The sequence below is a fragment of the Amycolatopsis japonica genome, from assembly GCF_000732925.1.
In the GTDB taxonomy this organism is placed as follows: Bacteria; Actinomycetota; Actinomycetes; order Mycobacteriales; family Pseudonocardiaceae; genus Amycolatopsis; species Amycolatopsis japonica.
Genome location: NZ_CP008953.1, coordinates 1,165,578 through 1,180,748, shown reverse-complemented (window position 1 = coordinate 1,180,748; position 15,171 = coordinate 1,165,578). Strand labels below are relative to the sequence as shown.

Sequence of the window (15,171 nt, the reverse complement as noted above, 5' to 3'; positions counted from 1 at the left end):
GCCCTCGGTGGCGGCCATACTGTAAGCCGGTGCGGCGAGGAGGCACGGATGACGGTGCGGCTGGTGCTGACCGGCGGGATGGAATGGCTGGATTCGATTCCGGAAAGCGAACGCGCGACGGTTTTCACCGCGTTGTTCGCCGTCTGCGACGGATCCGCGTTCCTGACCTACGGGGTTTTCAAACTCGGCGGTGGTCCCGGCCGATTCCTGCTGACCGTGGCGCCCGCGCTGGCGATCCGGGTGCGGATCGATTGGGTGCGTTCGGAGTACGAGTTGCTGGGGCTCAGCAGGGAACCCGTCGAGTGGCCGCGAGAGCTGGACGTACTCTGAAGCGCTTTCCCTTGCGGCATCCGGCCGCGGGCGCTGGCGCGACCGGCCTATGCCGTTCGCATGATCGGAAAGCGTATTCTTCGATATCACCGCATGGGGTGAGAATCCCGTAGGATGACGGCGGAGCCACTGAACTGGGGTGCGAGGTGCTTCGTGGTGATCAAAGTGCTGCTTGCCGAAGATATGCACATGGTTCGCGGGGCGCTCGTCGCCCTGCTGAACATGGAATCCGATATAGAAGTGGTCGCCCAAGTCGCCGCGGGTGACCAGATCCTTCCGACGGCGAAATCCGTCCGGCCCGACGTCGCGGTCATCGACATCGATCTGCCGGGCAAAGACGGTCTGACCGCGGCCATGGAGCTCCGCGAAAGCCTGCCCGGCTGTCATACGCTGATCCTCACCAGCCTCGGCCGTCCCGGCACGGTCCGGCGCGCGCTGGACGCGAAGGTCAACGGCTTCATGCTCAAGGACGCGCCGTCGGACAGGCTGGCCAACGCGGTGCGGTCGGTCGCGATCGGACGACGGGTGATCGACAGCGAATTGGCGCTCGCCGCTTGGGAAACCGACGACTGCCCGCTGACCACACGCGAGGTCGAGATCCTGCGGGTGACCGCGCGCGGGCGCACCGTCGCCGACATCGCGGCCGAACTGTTCCTGTCGCCCGGCACGGTCCGGAACTATCTGGCCGCGATCGTCACGAAGCTCAACGCGCGCAACCGGGTGCACGCGATCCGCATCGCGACGGAGGCGGAATGGCTGTGACTTCTCGTTGAAGTAGCGAAGAGCCCACTGCGGCCAACCCTTACGCCGCGCCGATACCGTGGTCCGTGGTCCGTGGTCCCTCAAGGGGCCCTTCACGGACCTCTGCCCACGCGAGTTATTGAGGGGTAAGGCAAACGTGTCGCGGTGGCGGACGGGTCGATGATGGAGCGAAGGCTCCCTTCACCGCGTCTACTGCGGTGAAGGGAGCCTTCACCTCGGTCACTCACCCGCCGCGGCCACTTCGCCGCCGGCGCCTGTGTCGCGAAAGCCACTTCCGCGACGCTAGATGTCTCGAAAGTGGCTTTCGCGACACGTTCGACACGCGGAAAGCCGGCGAAGACTTACCCTCGTTAGACCTTCTCACTTCCGCTCTTGACGTTCACGGCAGCTTCGCTATAGCTTCTAACTATCGCGACAAGCGATAACAACTGGAGTGAAGGAGAAGCCCATGTCCGGCAAGCGCGCGGCCCTGCTCACGATCCCACTGGCCATCGCCGGCGTCCTCGGCGTCACAGCACCGGCCCAGGCCGCCCCCACCCACCACACCAAACCGGCTTCGCTTACCTGCCAAGGAAAAGGCATCGACCGGTCGGCCAAGGTGCACTACCGGACCGAGACCTTCGTCAAGGCGCCGCTGCGCACCATCTGGAACCTGCAGACCGACGTGGAGGCCTGGCCGTCCTGGCAGAACCCGGCCATCCCCGTCACCATGAAACGGCTGGACGACGGCCCGCTGCGCAAGCATTCCCGCTTCCAGTGGACCATCCCCGTCCCGCCCGGCATGCCGTACCCGCCCGGCGACGTGACCATCGTTTCGACCGTCCGCCAACTCCAGCCCGGCAAATGCCTCCGCTGGACCGGCCCGCTCGACGGTCCCGGCGGTATGCACATCGACGGCGTCCACGTCTGGAACTTCGTCAAGGTGCCCGGCGGGGTCATCGTCCGCACCGAAGAGAGCCACACCGGTCCGCAGGTCGACAAGGACGTGCCCGGCTCCACCGCGATGCTCGGGCAGGGCCTCGAAATCTGGCTGAAGGACCTCAAGAAGGCCGCCGAACACCGGTAACGGGGACGTCCGGGCGGGGGCCGGGCTCACCTTCCCCGGACCCGCCGGACGACGCCACTCGGCTCCACCCGCTCCACCGTGAAACCTTCGCGCTCGAAGTAGGCGCCCGCGCGTTCGTCCGCCACCAGATGCTCGGCGTACACCCGCCCGGCGTCTGCGGGCAACCGTCCGATGAGGACTTCGAGCAACCGCGAGCCCAACCCGCGATACCGAGGAAGCGTGTACAGCTTGCGGATCACGTGCTCGCCGCCGTCGAGACCACGCTGCCCGACACCGGCCGGCCGCCCGCCGTCCTCGGCGATCACGACCTCGCCGAGGGCGACGGCCCCGGCGATGTTCGCCGTGTTCCACCACATCCGCACTTGCCGGGCAGCCTCTTCGTCGCCGATCAACGGCGCGTAGTGGGCCCGGACGTGCTCTTCGCCGAAACGGCAGATGGCCATGACGTCGTCGCGATCCGCGTCCCGCACGATCGGTCCGCTTTCCATGGCCTGCCCCGATCCGCCACCCCTGAGGCACTTTCGGGCACTCTCTGATCATCGGGCTTGTCCGACCGTCCGCCCGGTGGTAACGATACGGGCGATCCACCTCGCGACCTCTCGCATTTTCGTGCCCATCCCCCTCGAGCCAAGGCGACGCATGCAACCCAATTTCGACGCAGGTGAGGACTTCGCACTCCTTCTGGAGCGAGAGGCCAAGAAACTCGAGGAAAAAGCCCAGGCCCTGACGGCCGCGTTCACCGCCTCGGCGTCCACGGTGACCTCTCCCGACGGCTCGGTGACGGTGACGGTCGAGGCCAACGGCTCGCTGAGCGCCATCGAGTTCGGCAACCGGGCCACCTCGCTGGGACCGGCGCGGCTCTCCTCTCTGGTCATGCAGACGGTGCGCCAGGCCCAGCGCAAGACCGTCGAGAAGGTCACGGAGTCCTACACCGAGATCAACGGCGAAGACGAAGCCGCGCAGTTGGTCCGCACGTTCCTGCCGAAGGTGGAGGACGAGGAAGGCGCCCCGGAGAACCCGGAGCAGGACAAGTGGGCCCCCGAGGCGCACAACGAGCCGCCGCGTCCTCAGGCTGGGTACCGGCCGCCGCCACCTCCGCAGGCGGGTCCCCCGATGCCGCCGCAGCCCGGCCGTCCCGTGCGGCCCCCGAACCCCCCGGCGCCGCGAACCCGGCGACCGGCCTCCCCCGACGACGACGAAATGAGCCCGTGGTGACCGGATTCGGTGTCAAGACGGAGACCATGACCGAGTTCGCCGGTCACCTCGACAGACTCGAGGACGAGCTGCGCAAGAGCGCCGACATGGTGGGCAGTTGCGTGGCGGATCCCGGCATCTTCGGCATCTTCGGCGGCCAGATCTACGGCGCCGGCGCGAGCATGCACTGCGGGAAGGCGCGGGACCAGCTGAACAAGTACTCGGAGAACGTGCAGGAGTTCTCGGACAGGTTGCGTGAGGCGGCGAAGCAGTACAACGCCAACGAGCAGGAGACCGAGAGGCTGATCACCGAAGCCGGCAAGGGGATCGACGAGGTGAAGGTCAAGTGAGCGACGAGTACCACCGCGGCGATTTCGGGAACAACACCGGCACCAAGGCCAGCGACTTCAAGGACGAGAAGAACAACTTCCTCGCGGGCAGTGGCGACACCACGGGCGCGGGGTTCTTCGATTCCGCGTTCTCGCTGAAGAAGGCCGTCGACGAAGGGGACAGCCTCAGCATCGGACTGGCCTCGGCGGGGATGGCGATCGAGATCCTCGGCATGGTCGCCGATCCGATCGGATCGCTGCTCACCGCCGGGATCGGCTGGCTGATCGAGCACATCGTCATCTTCCGCTGGCCGTTGGACTTCCTGCTGGGAGACCCGAAGGGCATCGAGGCGGCCAAGACGGCGATCTACAAAGAGGCCGCCGAAGTGCGGGAGTGGTCGAAGGAACACGGGGCCGCCACCACCAAGTTCATGGAGAAGTGGGACGGCGAGGCCGCCGACACCTTTCGCGCCGACATGGAGGGCGTCGCCGCCCAGATCGACGCGCTCGCCGGATACATCGAATTCGCGGGCAAGCAGATGGGGATCGCCGGTGCCGTCATCGGCGCGGTCCGTGGCATCGTCCGCGACATCATCGCCATGACGCTGGCGGGCATCCTCAAGGCGGCGATCGTGGCGGTGGCACTGGCGCCGGTCACCTTCGGCGGTTCGATCATCGCGGCGATCACCTCCATCATGACCACGGTCGGGGTGGCGATCGCCAAGATCGCCAAGCAGATCGCCGACGTCGCCAAGAAGCTCGCCGAGATGCTCAAGATCCTGGCGAAGACCCGCGGCGCGGCCGACGACGTCGTCAAGTTGACGCTCGGCGGCGGCAAAATCAAGCTGCCCAAGCCGAAACCCGCCGGCGGTACCCCGATGCCCGGTGGCAAGAAGCCGATCGAAGGCCCGCCCCCGAAGCCGGGCGACAACACTCCGGACGCGACGCCCGACGCTCCGAAGCCCAAACCGGAGAAGCTCGGCGACATCCCCCCGAGGGTGGTGCGCGAGAAGCTGGCGAAGGAGCTGGAGGGGCACCCCGACGCCAAGAAGATCTTGGAGCGGTACGACTACTGGAACAGCTTCCCGATCGGCGACCTGAAAACGAGGTTCCCCAAGGCGGCGGACGCGCTCGACAAGCTCGAAAAGGGGCTCAAGATCCTCAGCGACCCGACCTACGGCGCGTCGGGCATGGCGGGGAAGACCGTCGTCGAGCTGACGAAGGCCATCCCGCCCGCCGCGAACGAGAAGCCACCGGAGGACAAGGAAGAGAAGTGAAAGCAGGCGGTCCCGTCCCGGTGTTCCGGCGCGGGACCGCCTGTGCTTTCGTTCGGTCATGACTGAACGGGTGAACATCTCCTCCGGCGGGGACTACGAGCCGGTCTTCGGCTACAGCCGGGCGGTGCGCGTCGGCGAGCACATCCACGTTTCCGGGACGACGGCGCGCGAGCCGGAACGCTCGGGCGACGCGTACGAGCAGGCTTCGGCCGTGCTGTCGCTCATCGAGACGGCGTTGAAAGAGGCCGGTTCGAGCCTCGCCGCGGTGGTGCGCACGGTCACCTACGTCACCGACATCAAGGACGCCGACCTGGTCGCGCGGGCGCACCGCGAAGCCTTCGCCGACGTGCTGCCCGCGGCCACCATGGTCGAGGTGTCGGCGTTGCTCGACCCGAAGATGAAGGTCGAGATCGAGGCTTACGCCGTCGAGAAGTAATCACCTCCCGAAAGACCCGACGAGCGCTTCAGGCGCTTCGCGCGTCTCGTAAAGCTTCCAGAAGGCGTCGGCGAAGACATCCGGATGGATCACCTCGGGCTCGAAGTCCAGCGGGCTCGAGGTGATCGCCCGATGCGGCACGCTGCCCTCGATCAGCGCGCCGACGTTGACGGCCCCGGCGTAGATCCCCTTCTCCGCGAGCACCGCGTGCAGGTTGAGGAAGTAGTTCCGCAGCCCGGCCTGCGCCATGCCCACGTTGCCGAGGAAGGGCGCCGGGTACAGGCCGGATTGCCCGGCGGTGAACAGGATCGCGCCGTCGCCGCGCTCGGTCATGGCGGGCAGCACGGCCCGCACCAGCGCCACCGCGGACACCAGGAACCGGTCCAGGATGAGCCGCAGGTTCTCCGGATCCACGTCGAGCACCGGCACGATGCCCTCCCCCATGGTCCCGCCGCCGGGATTGAACGCGACCGCGTCGATCCGGCCGATGGCGGTGACGGCGGCGGCGATCCGAGCCGGCTCGTAGACATCGGCGACGAACCCGCTCGCCTCGATGCCGTCGCGGGCGAGTTCGGCGACGAGCGCGTCGAGGTTCTCCGTGGTACGCGCGACGAGGGCGATCCGGAAGCCCTCGCGGCCGAACCGGCGGGCGAGCGAAAGTCCCAGCACCGGCCCGGCGCCGAAGATCGCGAGCGTCTTGGTCATCTGTCCTCCCAGGTTAAGTTGAGGGTTTCCTCAACTTCTTCGAAGGTACACACAACTTGAGGCCACCTTCAACTTGGCTACGATGCGGTCATGACCAAACCCCTGCGGAAGGACGCCCGGCGCAACCGCGACCTGCTGATCGAGGCGGCCAGGGGGCTCTACGCGGCACGCGGCCTCGACGTCGCGCTCGAAGAGATCGCCAAGACCGCCGGCGTCAGCATCGGCACGCTGTACAACCACTTCCCGCAGCGGGCGGATCTGGTGAACGCCGTGTTCGCCGACCGGACCGAGACCGTCGCGAAGCTGGCCGAACACGCGCTCTCCCTCGACGACCCGTGGATAGGTTTGACGTCGTTCGTCGAACGGGTCTGCGAACTGCAGGCCGCCGACCGCGGCTACAACGAACTCGCCTCGACGCGGCCACCGCAGGCCGAAGACCTCGAACGCGGTTACGAACTCATGACCCGGATCGTCGAACGCGCCCAGGAGAGCGGCGCCCTGCGCGAAGACTTCACCCTCGAGGACATGGCCTTCGTGACCTGGGGGATCGCGCGCACCGTGGAGGCGACCGCGACCGTCCGGCCGGAGGTCTGGCGACGTCATCTCGCGCTGCTGTTCGACGGGATGCGGGCACCTGCCGCGAACCCGTTGCCGGAGCCCCCGCTGGAGCCCGCCGAACTGGCCCGCATCATGGGTGGCTGCGGCTGAAGGCAACCCTCGGCCCCTCCGGCGCGTGTTCATCCCGGAGGGGATTCCATGAAGACGAAAATTCTGCTCATCGCCCTGGCGCTGTTCGTGACGACGGCCTGTTCCGGGGAGCCGGCGCCGGCTCCCGCGACGGTCACCGCCACCCCGTCGTCCTCGGCGCCGAAAGCGCCCGCCGGGCCGGACGCCAAGACCGTCGCCTGGCTCGACGGGATGTGCGGCGCGATATACGGCTACATGAAGGCTTCCAACGATTACGCGAGCAAGCAGCGATCGGGGACCGAAGTGACCCGCAACGCGCTGAAGGAAGAACTCGGGATCCGCGCGGGCTTCGCGGGCAAGGCGGTCGACGAACTGACCGCGCTGCCCCCGTCGCCGATTCCCGGCGGCGACACGGTGCGGAAGTCCCTTGTGGACCAGTACACCGCCGCGAGGGACGCGGCGAACGCGGGCAAGCAGCGGCTGGAGAAGTCCGGGAACAGTGCGGCCATGGACGCGGGCATCAAGGCGATGGACGCCACCCAGAAGCCGATCACGGAAACCCCCGACCTCATGCCGGCGCTCAAAATCGACACGCAGGAACTGATGGCCGCCGCCGCGGAGGCCAAGAAGTGCGCGGCTCCGAGCTAAGGCGTCTTCCGCTCCTGGCGTCCGCGCGCGTTGCGAAAGTGGCTTTCACAACGCGCCACCCTTTGAGGAACTCTCAAGAATCGATCTCCGGCGTGATCCCGCCCGCCGCCGCGAGCGCGCGATGCAGCGCGAGTTCCGCCGTCGGTCCTTCGGCGAGGACGATCCCGGTGCACGACCGCTGATCCACGAGATGCCGGATCTCGTCGCCAGGGCTCGCCGTCGGATACCACTCCGGCGCGCCGGGCAGCCCGGGCAACCTGTCGAGCCCCGACCAGCCCTTCAGCACGCCCGCCACGGCCGGATACGCCAGGACGAACCCGATTCCCGGCCCTCCCCCGATCTTCTGGGTGAGCAGAGCGGGTTCCTCGCCCAGTGCCATGGCGATCATCGCGGAATAGACGTTGGTGCCCAGCGACCGGCACAACGCCTCGCCGAGCATCGCCCCGCCGATCCGGATGTTGATCTCGACGACCTCCGGGCCGTCGGCGGTGAGCACGAATTCGGTGTGCGCGAAACCCTGCTCGTGTCCGGCCGCCTTGAGCACCCGGCCGATCCAGTCGGCCAACTCGGCGTACTCGGCCTCGGGGAACGCCACCGGGAACGCCGCCGCTTCCTCCCGCCGCACGGGTTCCGGCGAAAGCTGGCGGGAGAGGATCCCGAGCAGCCGGGTCCTTCCCTGCCAGGTGACGGTTTCCGCGCTGTAGAGCGGCCCGGCGAAATACGGCTCGGCGATCAGATGCCCCTTGAGCGGCGTTTCCTTCGCCTCCAGCCTCGCCCGGTCGAGTTCGTCCTGATCGCGGACGAGCCACACCCCACGGGACGACGTTCCCGAAGAGTCCTTGACCACCAATGGAAATCCGAGTTCTTCGGCGACCATGACGGGTACCGGCCTGCCGCGGGTGAGCCCGTGTTCGTACAGCAGGTCACGCACGGCGCCCTTGTCCCTCAGCACCCGGACGGCGGCCGCGTCCGGACCGGGCAGGCCGAGCCGGGCGGTGAGTTCCGCGCCCGGCAGCGCCCAGGTGTCCGTCGAATTGATGATCCCGGCGAGGTCCGGGATGGCGCGCAACGCGGTTTCGCAGGCCTCGATGTCGGTGGTGTCGATGTCGACGACCTCGACCCTGTCCGGCCCCAGCGTGCCGAGTTCATAGCGGTAGATGTCGCGGTTTCCGGTGAACAGCACCAGTTTCCGCCCGGAATCCGCCGCCGCGTCGGCCAGCCTGCCCAGGCCGAAGGTGAGTGCTTCCAACAGGACGACGGTCACGACGCCCGCTCCTTCCGGTACAACGGCAGTGAGGGTTTCCCGAAGCGGCGGCGCCGCCAGTCCATGGCCGCCCACGGCAGGGCGAGGTCGTCCAGCGACGCGATCTCACGCGGCGCGAGCGTAGCCGGGTCGACGGCCTCCCGATGCCGGGAGAAAACCCTTGCCGTGTAACGATGACCGGTGTCGGCGCCGATCACGACATGTGTGCGGTCCGGATGCCGCGCCGCCTCCCAGCCCGCGACGAGGTACGCGGCGCCGGTGGACAGCCCCGCGAACACGGCGTGCTCGCGCATCAGGCCGACGGTCGCGGCCATGGCGTGCACGAAGTCCAGCCAGTGGATCCGGTCGTACAGCTCGTGATCGACGTTGTCGAACGGGATGGCCGAGCCGATGCCCGCGATGATCGCGTCCGGATCGGTGAACCGTTCGCTGCCGAAGGTGACACTGCCGAAGGGCTGGACGCCGGTCAGCCGGACGTCCGGATCGCGTTCGCGCAACGAGCGCGCGATCCCGCCGGTCGACGCGCCGGTGCCCACGCTGCCGACGACGGTCAGCGGCCCGGACGGCAGGGCGCGGGCGACGAGGTCGGCGACCTCGGCATACCCGAGGTAATGCACGGGATCGTGGTACTGGCGCATCCAATGCATGTCCGGATGCCGGTCCAGCAGTTCGCGTACGCGCGCGACCCGGCGCCGCTGGTCGAGGCGGAGGTCGTCCGACGGCGGCATCTGATCCACCGTCGCACCGAGGATCTCCAGCTGCGAACGCATGGTGAGATCGACGGTGGTGGACGCGACGATATGGCAGCGCAGGCCGTAGCGGTGGCAGGCCATCGCCAGCGCGAGCGCGTAGATCCCGCTGGAGCTGTCGATCAGCGTCTGTCCTTTTCGGACGGATCCGCCGGCGAGCAGCGACCGGACCGCGCCGAGCGCGGCGTAGACCTTCAAGGTTTCGAAGCGGATCAGCACGACGTTCGGTTCGAGCCGGATCAACGACGGCGTCTTGATCGCGTCGGTGACATGTTCGTGGACCAGCGCGGACATCGCGGTCACCGGCCGATCGAGCGCAGGTACGCGGCCAGCGACTCGGCGCCCGCGGCGTTACGCGGACCGCTCACGAGATCGCCGTAGGAGATGACGTGGAACCGGTTGTCGCGCACGGCGGGCGTGTTCTTCAGCTGTGGCGAGGATTTCACGAACGCGATCTTTTCCTGCGCGGGCCGGTCGGCGTAATCCACGACGACGATCACCTCGGGTTCGGCCTTCACCACCGCTTCCCAGCCCACACTGCCCCAGCCGTCCTGCAGGTCGCGGAAGACGTTCGTCCCGCCCGCGGCGTCGATGATGTCGTTGGGAGCGGCGTGTTTCCCGGCGGTGAACGGCTGATCGGTGCCGGAATCGTAGACGAACACCTTGGCGGGCGGCGACTTCGGCGCTCCGGCACGGACCTTGTCGAAGCGCCCCTTGAGTTCCGCGACCAGTTCGTCGGCCCGCTGACGGACGCCGAAGATGTCACCGAGGTTGCGCAGATCGGTGTAGAGCGCTTCGAGCGGCGTCACCTCCGACTTCGCGGTGGGATACTCCCAGCAGGTCTCGGTGTGCAGATAACTGCGGATACCGACCTGCTCCAGCAGTTTCGGCGTGATACCGCGCTCCTCGCTGAATCCGGAGTTCCAGCCCGCGATCACCCAATCCGCCTTGGCGTTCACCAGGATCTCGCGGGTGACCCGCGAGGTGCCGAGCCGTTCGACCTTGGCGTAGTCGTCCTTCCACGGCGAACCGGCGATCGACGGGTCGCCGAGCGAATTCATCACGTAGCCGCGCATCCGGCCGGCGAGCCCGAGCGCGAACAGCTTTTCGGCACCGGAAACGTCGTACGCCACCGGACGTTGCGGCGCCGGGAAGGTGACCTGCGCGCCGCAGTTGGTCACCGTGGCCTGTGCCGGCGCGCTCGGCCCTGCCTCGACCTGGGCACCGCAGGCGCTCAGGAGCAGTGCCGCGGCGAAGAGCGCGGTCACCCTGGACGGCTTCATCGTGAGATCCCCTCGGTTTCGTCGGCGGGAAGGTCGTAGAGCAGTTGGAGCGCGCCGGTCACGGGATGGGTCACCTGGGTGACCTCGACACCGAAGACGGCGTGGATCGTTTCCGGCGTGAGCACTTCGGACGGCGTGCCGCAGGCGGCGAGCGATCCCGCGCGCAGCAACGCGATCCGGTGACAAACGGCGGAGGCGAGGTTGAGATCGTGCAGCGCGACGAGCACGGTGAGCCCGCAGTCACGCAGGAACTTCAGCAGTTCCACCTGGTGGCGGACGTCGAGATGATTGGTCGGCTCGTCGAGGACCAGCACCTCCGGTTCCTGCACGAGCGCCCTCGCCACCAGGACCCGCTGCCGTTCGCCGCCCGAAAGCGTCAGCACACCGCGCTGCGCGAGATGAGTGATGTCCATGCGCCGCAACGCTTCCCGGCACAGCGCGCGTTCACGGGCCGAGAGCCGGAGGTTGCCGCGCTGATGCGGCGACCGGCCGAGCGCGACGACCTCCTCGACGGTGAAGTCGAGATCCGCCCGGCTGTCCTGGGTGAGCGCGGCGATCCGGCGGGCGGTGTCGCGCAGACCCTGCTCCGCGATGTCGGTCCCGTCGAGCAGGACCGCGCCCCCGGACGGGGCCAACGCGCGGTAGACGCAGCGCAACGCCGTCGACTTGCCGCTCCCGTTGGGGCCGAGGAGGCCGACGACCTCGCCCTCGCCGACGTCCAAACGCAGCTCGCGGATCAACGTCGTCCCGGCCACCTCGACCGAAAGTTCGCGCAACGACAGCATCAGCGGCCTCCGAACGTGTAGCCGCGGCGCCGCATCACGACGAGGAACACCGGAACGCCGATCAACGCGGTGATCACGCCGAGCGGCAGTTCCTCGGGGGCGACGAGTGTGCGGGCCAGCAGATCGACCCACACCAGGAAGACCGCGCCCACCAGCGGCGCGAGCGCCAGCACCCGGCGGTGCCCAGAACCGGCGATCATCCGCACCACATGCGGCAGGACCAGCCCGACGAAGCCGATCGAACCGCTGACCGCCACGAGCAATCCGGTGACGACCGCGGTGAGCAGGAAGAGCCAGCGTCGCAAGGCGGCCGCGTCGGTGCCGAGGCTCATCGCGGTCTCGTCGCCCATGGACAGGACGTCGAGCGCGGTGCCGTAGCGCAGCAGGACCACGACCGCGACGGCCACGCCGAGCGCGGCCAGCGGCAGTGACGCCCACGTCGCCGAGCCGAGGCTGCCGAGCAGCCAGAACAGCACGGTCTGCGCGGCCTGGCCGTTCGGCGAGAGGTAGACGAGCACGCTCATCACGGCCTGGAAGGCGTACGTGAGCGCGACTCCGGTGAGCACGAGCCGCAACGGCGTCAGCCCGAATTTGCCGCGGGCGGCCAGATACACCAGCGCGGTCGCACCGAGCGCGCCGAGGAACGCGGCCGTCGACAGCGCCAGCACGCCGAGCCCGGCGAACAGGCCGAACACGACCACGGCGGCGGCACCGACCGAGGCGCCCGAGGAGATCCCCAGCACGAACGGATCGGCGAGGGCGTTGCGGACCAGCGCCTGCACGGCCACCCCGACCACCGCGAGCCCGGCGCCGACCACGGCCGCCAGCAGCACCCGCGGCGTGCGGACCTGCCAGACGATCGAGTACCCGGTGACCTCGTCGCCGGTGATGGTGCCGCCGGTGATCGCCTTTCCCAGGTAGCGCAGGACATCCGCGAGCGCGACGGTGGACGGGCCGAGCGCGATGCCCGCGATCAGCGAGAGCACGAGCGCGGCCGAGAGCAGAAGCACCGGGCCGGTGAGCCGGAGCGGGCGTGAGGTCTCGTCGTCCGGTTCCGCGAAGAGGCGGAGCGGCTCAGGCACGTTCACCACGCACGATCAGGCGGCGCGCGTGGTTGTCGTACGGCGAGCCGTCGAAGTCGCCGAAGCATTCGACGCCGGTGAAGCCCGCGGTCTCGAACAGCGCCTTCAGTTCCGCGGCGCTGTACAAGAAGGAGAGGATCGACGCCCGCTTCGCCTCGCCACCGCGCACCAGGGTCCATTCGGTTTCGAGGCGGGTCCAGTCGTCGAGGATGGTGTCGCGCATGAACACCGTCCCGCCGTCGATGTCGACCGCTTTCGGTCGCCCGACCCAGCCGGCCAGCACTTCCTTGCCGAGCACGTCCACCAGCAGCCTGCCGCCGGGCGCGAGGCTGGCGTGGGCGTTTCGCAGCACTGTGAGGTTGTCGCCGGGCTCGGTGAAGTAGCCGAACGACGTGTACATGTTGATGATCAGGTCGTACGCGCCGGGCTCGGTGTACTCGAGCATGTCGGCCTGGATCAGCTTCGCGGCGACTCCCGCGTTTTCGCAGGCCTCGCGGGCGCGTTCGAGCATCGCCGGGCTGAGGTCGACGCCGGTCACGTCGGCGCCCCTCCTGGCCAGCGGCACGACGTGGATCGCCGGGCCGCACGCCAGATCGAGCACCTTCGTGCCGTCGGCGACTTCGAGCAGCGGTGACGTGGCCGTCAGGCGTTCGGCCTCTTCGGCCCGGCTGGGCGGGAACATCACGTCCGCGAAGCCGACCCACAGGTCGTCGTCCTCGTACCAGTGCATCTCTCTCCGCTCGCCGGGCCGCACGATTCAGCCCCACAAGTCGTCGAAAGGTCGTCTTCGGTTCCCGGCGTCGCCAAATCCTCGTGAGTGAGAAGGACGGTTGGAACCTGTCGCTGCGGGGGCCGGTAGTGGGCTGAAGGCTCCCTTCGCCGAGTCCGATGCGACGAAAGGAGCCTTCGACCTAGCCGGAAACGGGCCTCCCGTGACTGGTCGGACGTCACGTGTGATCCGACGGACGACACACGTGACCAGATGGACGACACATCCACGACCAAGCTCCGCCGCGTGTCGTCCGTCCAGACACACGTGTCGTCCGTCGGATCACACGTGTCGTCCGTCGGATCACACGGGACCGCACCAGGCACTCACGGAGGCGGGATCAGATCGATCAAGAACGTCTGGTCCGGCGCCCCCGAACAGCGTTCCCGCACCACCTCGGTCCCCGCCACGGTGTCCAGGTCGCGCAGGCCGAGACACTGGCTGGTGCCGACGGGCCGGATGACGAACCGCCCCGGTTCCGCCGGGCCGGCCGCGCCGATGGTGAAGAGCTGGTCCATACCATCGTCGTCACAGTCGTCGCGGGGTTCGAGCAGGTCGTGCCCCAGCCCTTCGTTCACGACCGTGAGACAGCCGACCCCGGTGTCCGGATGGTGCCACTGGATCTGCACGGCGTTCTCTTCCCCGACGGGATCGAGGAACAGGTGCGGCGACGCGTCACCGCCGCAGGTCTGCTGGGCGACGATGGTGCCGGGGTAGAGCCGGGTCCGGTCCGTCCCCTCGGCCAGGCAGAACTCGGGTGAGCGCGCGGGCCGGATCCGCGCCCAGCTGCCCACCTCGCGCACGTCGAGGCCCGGCACCACGGCCACGGTGTCCTTGGGTTTGGAGGACGCCCCGAAGGAGCGCGTCAGATAACCGAGCGTCCCGACGAGGACGACGCTCATGAACGCGGCCACGATCATCGGTGTCCGCCAGCGCCGACGGCGCCGCGGTTCCGGTTCCGGCGGCGCGACGGCTTCCGACTTCGGTTCGTCGGCGGGCCGCGGCGGAGCCCCCATCGCGATCCGCGTCCGGGCGTCGAGCCACCGCCGCACTTCTTCGTCGGTCAATCCGCACGCGCGCGTGAACGTCTCGACGAACGATTCGCGCGGCAGTGTGGTGCGGCCGAGGGTGGTCGCGACCGTACTCGCCGGAAGTGTTCCGCCGAGTTCTTTGGCTCTTCCGGCCAGCTGCCGATAAGTCAATCCGGACCACGTTCTCAATACACGCAGTGCTGCCGTGAACTCAGCCGGTGAAGCCGTGGAGTCCGGTGGGTGAACCGTCGTCGGCGACTCCCCGTCGCCGTCCCCCTCGTCAACGATCATCGCTCTAGATTGACTGAGCCGATCTGAGCCGCGATACCGCCATTCAGCGGCGCCGGAATCTGCTGTTCGGACCACTCGAACGATTTCGAACAAGGCCGAACTACCCGAAGGTTGCCCCTGCGCTGGTCAGGAAGTCAGGCTGACCTCGGTCGGCCCCCACGCCGGCCACGACTGGGGAGGCTCGGGAATACCGAGCCGAAGAAAATGAGCAAACCAGAGGAATCCGTACGACCATCGTCAAGGGCGACGGTGAACCCGGCGGAAACAGCTGGTTCATCTCGGAAGGCGTCCACTGAAATCTCCGTACTGAACACCGGATGACGTCTGCCGTCGCCTGAATGCGGCGTCGGCCGCCGATTCCGAAGAATAGTCCTCGTGCGCCGCCGGTCTGAGCACACACGAGGGAATAGGGCTGCGAATCCAGTAGCAGACCACTTGTTCACAGATTCGACCTGTATTCGCCCGGTGACCGTGCGTCGATAT

18 protein-coding genes are annotated in these 15,171 nt (G+C 68.1%); 9 read left to right on the top strand and 9 right to left on the bottom strand.

Annotation, left to right across the window (positions count from 1 at the left end):
* Positions 1-48 precede the first annotated feature (48 nt).
* From AJAP_RS05855 to AJAP_RS05845, 3 genes are all read left to right on the top strand, one after another.
* On the top strand, positions 49-330 hold the full coding sequence (locus tag AJAP_RS05855; protein ID WP_038508866.1) for a DUF6235 family protein: 282 nt from the start codon (positions 49-51) through the stop codon (positions 328-330).
* A 153-nt stretch (positions 331-483) separates the two neighbouring features.
* On the top strand, positions 484-1,092 hold the full coding sequence (locus AJAP_RS05850) for a response regulator transcription factor (RefSeq protein ID WP_267284135.1): 609 nt from the start codon (positions 484-486) through the stop codon (positions 1,090-1,092).
* 448 nt (positions 1,093-1,540) lie between these two features.
* The gene (locus tag AJAP_RS05845; RefSeq protein ID WP_038508864.1) at positions 1,541-2,158 is read left to right on the top strand and encodes an SRPBCC family protein; all 618 of its coding nucleotides are present in this window, start codon (positions 1,541-1,543) and stop codon (positions 2,156-2,158) included.
* 26 nt (positions 2,159-2,184) lie between these two features.
* Here the strand turns inward: AJAP_RS05845 and AJAP_RS05840 are convergent, their stop codons facing one another.
* Positions 2,185-2,646 (bottom strand): GNAT family N-acetyltransferase, encoded by a 462-nt coding sequence (locus AJAP_RS05840; protein WP_038508862.1) that lies wholly within the window; start codon positions 2,644-2,646, stop codon positions 2,185-2,187.
* 151 nt (positions 2,647-2,797) lie between these two features.
* Here AJAP_RS05840 and AJAP_RS05835 point away from each other — a divergent pair, with 151 nt between their 5' ends.
* From AJAP_RS05835 to AJAP_RS05820, 4 genes are read left to right on the top strand one after another with little or no spacing between them, the layout of a single operon-like run.
* On the top strand, positions 2,798-3,373 hold the full coding sequence (locus tag AJAP_RS05835; RefSeq protein ID WP_038508860.1) for a YbaB/EbfC family nucleoid-associated protein: 576 nt from the start codon (positions 2,798-2,800) through the stop codon (positions 3,371-3,373).
* A complete protein-coding gene (locus tag AJAP_RS05830; RefSeq protein WP_037341293.1) occupies positions 3,367-3,702 on the top strand; it encodes a type VII secretion target in 336 nt (111 codons plus the stop codon). Before AJAP_RS05835 ends, AJAP_RS05830 begins: the two co-directional genes overlap by 7 nt.
* Positions 3,699-4,958 (top strand): hypothetical protein, encoded by a 1,260-nt coding sequence (locus tag AJAP_RS05825; protein ID WP_038508859.1) that lies wholly within the window; start codon positions 3,699-3,701, stop codon positions 4,956-4,958. The genes AJAP_RS05830 and AJAP_RS05825 overlap by 4 nt, the downstream gene beginning before the upstream one ends.
* A gap of 58 nt (positions 4,959-5,016) precedes the next feature.
* Positions 5,017-5,394 (top strand): RidA family protein, encoded by a 378-nt coding sequence (locus tag AJAP_RS05820; RefSeq protein ID WP_037341290.1) that lies wholly within the window; start codon positions 5,017-5,019, stop codon positions 5,392-5,394.
* Here AJAP_RS05820 and AJAP_RS05815 read toward each other — a convergent pair whose 3' ends face one another.
* Positions 5,395-6,099 (bottom strand): SDR family NAD(P)-dependent oxidoreductase, encoded by a 705-nt coding sequence (locus AJAP_RS05815; protein ID WP_038508856.1) that lies wholly within the window; start codon positions 6,097-6,099, stop codon positions 5,395-5,397. It abuts the gene before it with no gap.
* A gap of 90 nt (positions 6,100-6,189) precedes the next feature.
* Between AJAP_RS05815 and AJAP_RS05810 the strand changes: the two genes are divergently transcribed.
* Together AJAP_RS05810 and AJAP_RS05805 are read left to right on the top strand one after the other, a co-directional pair.
* Positions 6,190-6,807: a TetR/AcrR family transcriptional regulator gene (locus AJAP_RS05810; RefSeq protein WP_038508854.1), complete on the top strand. Its 618-nt coding sequence runs from the start codon at positions 6,190-6,192 to the stop codon at positions 6,805-6,807.
* A gap of 48 nt (positions 6,808-6,855) precedes the next feature.
* Positions 6,856-7,434: a hypothetical protein gene (locus tag AJAP_RS05805; protein ID WP_038508852.1), complete on the top strand. Its 579-nt coding sequence runs from the start codon at positions 6,856-6,858 to the stop codon at positions 7,432-7,434.
* 73 nt (positions 7,435-7,507) lie between these two features.
* Here AJAP_RS05805 and AJAP_RS05800 read toward each other — a convergent pair whose 3' ends face one another.
* The 7 genes from AJAP_RS05800 to AJAP_RS05770 form a co-directional block, all read right to left on the bottom strand.
* Positions 7,508-8,698, bottom strand: coding sequence for an ATP-grasp domain-containing protein (locus AJAP_RS05800; protein ID WP_038508851.1), 1,191 nt, complete (start codon positions 8,696-8,698; stop codon positions 7,508-7,510).
* Positions 8,695-9,750, bottom strand: coding sequence for a cysteine synthase family protein (locus AJAP_RS05795; RefSeq protein ID WP_038508849.1), 1,056 nt, complete (start codon positions 9,748-9,750; stop codon positions 8,695-8,697). The genes AJAP_RS05800 and AJAP_RS05795 overlap by 4 nt, the downstream gene beginning before the upstream one ends.
* On the bottom strand, positions 9,747-10,730 hold the full coding sequence (locus AJAP_RS05790) for an ABC transporter substrate-binding protein (RefSeq protein ID WP_038508847.1): 984 nt from the start codon (positions 10,728-10,730) through the stop codon (positions 9,747-9,749). The genes AJAP_RS05795 and AJAP_RS05790 overlap by 4 nt, the downstream gene beginning before the upstream one ends.
* The gene (locus tag AJAP_RS05785; RefSeq protein ID WP_083650094.1) at positions 10,727-11,515 is read right to left on the bottom strand and encodes an ABC transporter ATP-binding protein; all 789 of its coding nucleotides are present in this window, start codon (positions 11,513-11,515) and stop codon (positions 10,727-10,729) included. Before AJAP_RS05785 ends, AJAP_RS05790 begins: the two co-directional genes overlap by 4 nt.
* Positions 11,515-12,606: a FecCD family ABC transporter permease gene (locus AJAP_RS05780; protein ID WP_038508845.1), complete on the bottom strand. Its 1,092-nt coding sequence runs from the start codon at positions 12,604-12,606 to the stop codon at positions 11,515-11,517. The genes AJAP_RS05785 and AJAP_RS05780 overlap by 1 nt, the downstream gene beginning before the upstream one ends.
* On the bottom strand, positions 12,590-13,327 hold the full coding sequence (locus tag AJAP_RS05775) for a class I SAM-dependent methyltransferase (RefSeq protein WP_038522435.1): 738 nt from the start codon (positions 13,325-13,327) through the stop codon (positions 12,590-12,592). Before AJAP_RS05775 ends, AJAP_RS05780 begins: the two co-directional genes overlap by 17 nt.
* A 365-nt stretch (positions 13,328-13,692) precedes the next feature.
* Positions 13,693-14,688, bottom strand: coding sequence for an XRE family transcriptional regulator (locus AJAP_RS05770; protein WP_228694866.1), 996 nt, complete (start codon positions 14,686-14,688; stop codon positions 13,693-13,695).
* Positions 14,689-15,171: the final 483 nt, after the last annotated feature.

Coding starts and splice junctions, on each gene's coding strand:
- AJAP_RS05810 (WP_038508854.1), top strand. CDS start 6,190: ATGACCAAACCCCTGCGGAAGGACGCCCGGCGCAACCGCGACCTGCTG.
- AJAP_RS05820 (WP_037341290.1), top strand. CDS start 5,017: ATGACTGAACGGGTGAACATCTCCTCCGGCGGGGACTACGAGCCGGTC.
- AJAP_RS05785 (WP_083650094.1), bottom strand. CDS start 11,515: ATGCTGTCGTTGCGCGAACTTTCGGTCGAGGTGGCCGGGACGACGTTG.
- AJAP_RS05815 (WP_038508856.1), bottom strand. CDS start 6,099: ATGACCAAGACGCTCGCGATCTTCGGCGCCGGGCCGGTGCTGGGACTT.
- AJAP_RS05845 (WP_038508864.1), top strand. CDS start 1,541: ATGTCCGGCAAGCGCGCGGCCCTGCTCACGATCCCACTGGCCATCGCC.
- AJAP_RS05805 (WP_038508852.1), top strand. CDS start 6,856: ATGAAGACGAAAATTCTGCTCATCGCCCTGGCGCTGTTCGTGACGACG.
- AJAP_RS05775 (WP_038522435.1), bottom strand. CDS start 13,327: ATGCACTGGTACGAGGACGACGACCTGTGGGTCGGCTTCGCGGACGTG.
- AJAP_RS05855 (WP_038508866.1), top strand. CDS start 49: ATGACGGTGCGGCTGGTGCTGACCGGCGGGATGGAATGGCTGGATTCG.
- AJAP_RS05840 (WP_038508862.1), bottom strand. CDS start 2,646: ATGGAAAGCGGACCGATCGTGCGGGACGCGGATCGCGACGACGTCATG.
- AJAP_RS05835 (WP_038508860.1), top strand. CDS start 2,798: ATGCAACCCAATTTCGACGCAGGTGAGGACTTCGCACTCCTTCTGGAG.
- AJAP_RS05790 (WP_038508847.1), bottom strand. CDS start 10,730: ATGAAGCCGTCCAGGGTGACCGCGCTCTTCGCCGCGGCACTGCTCCTG.
- AJAP_RS05770 (WP_228694866.1), bottom strand. CDS start 14,688: ATGATCGTTGACGAGGGGGACGGCGACGGGGAGTCGCCGACGACGGTT.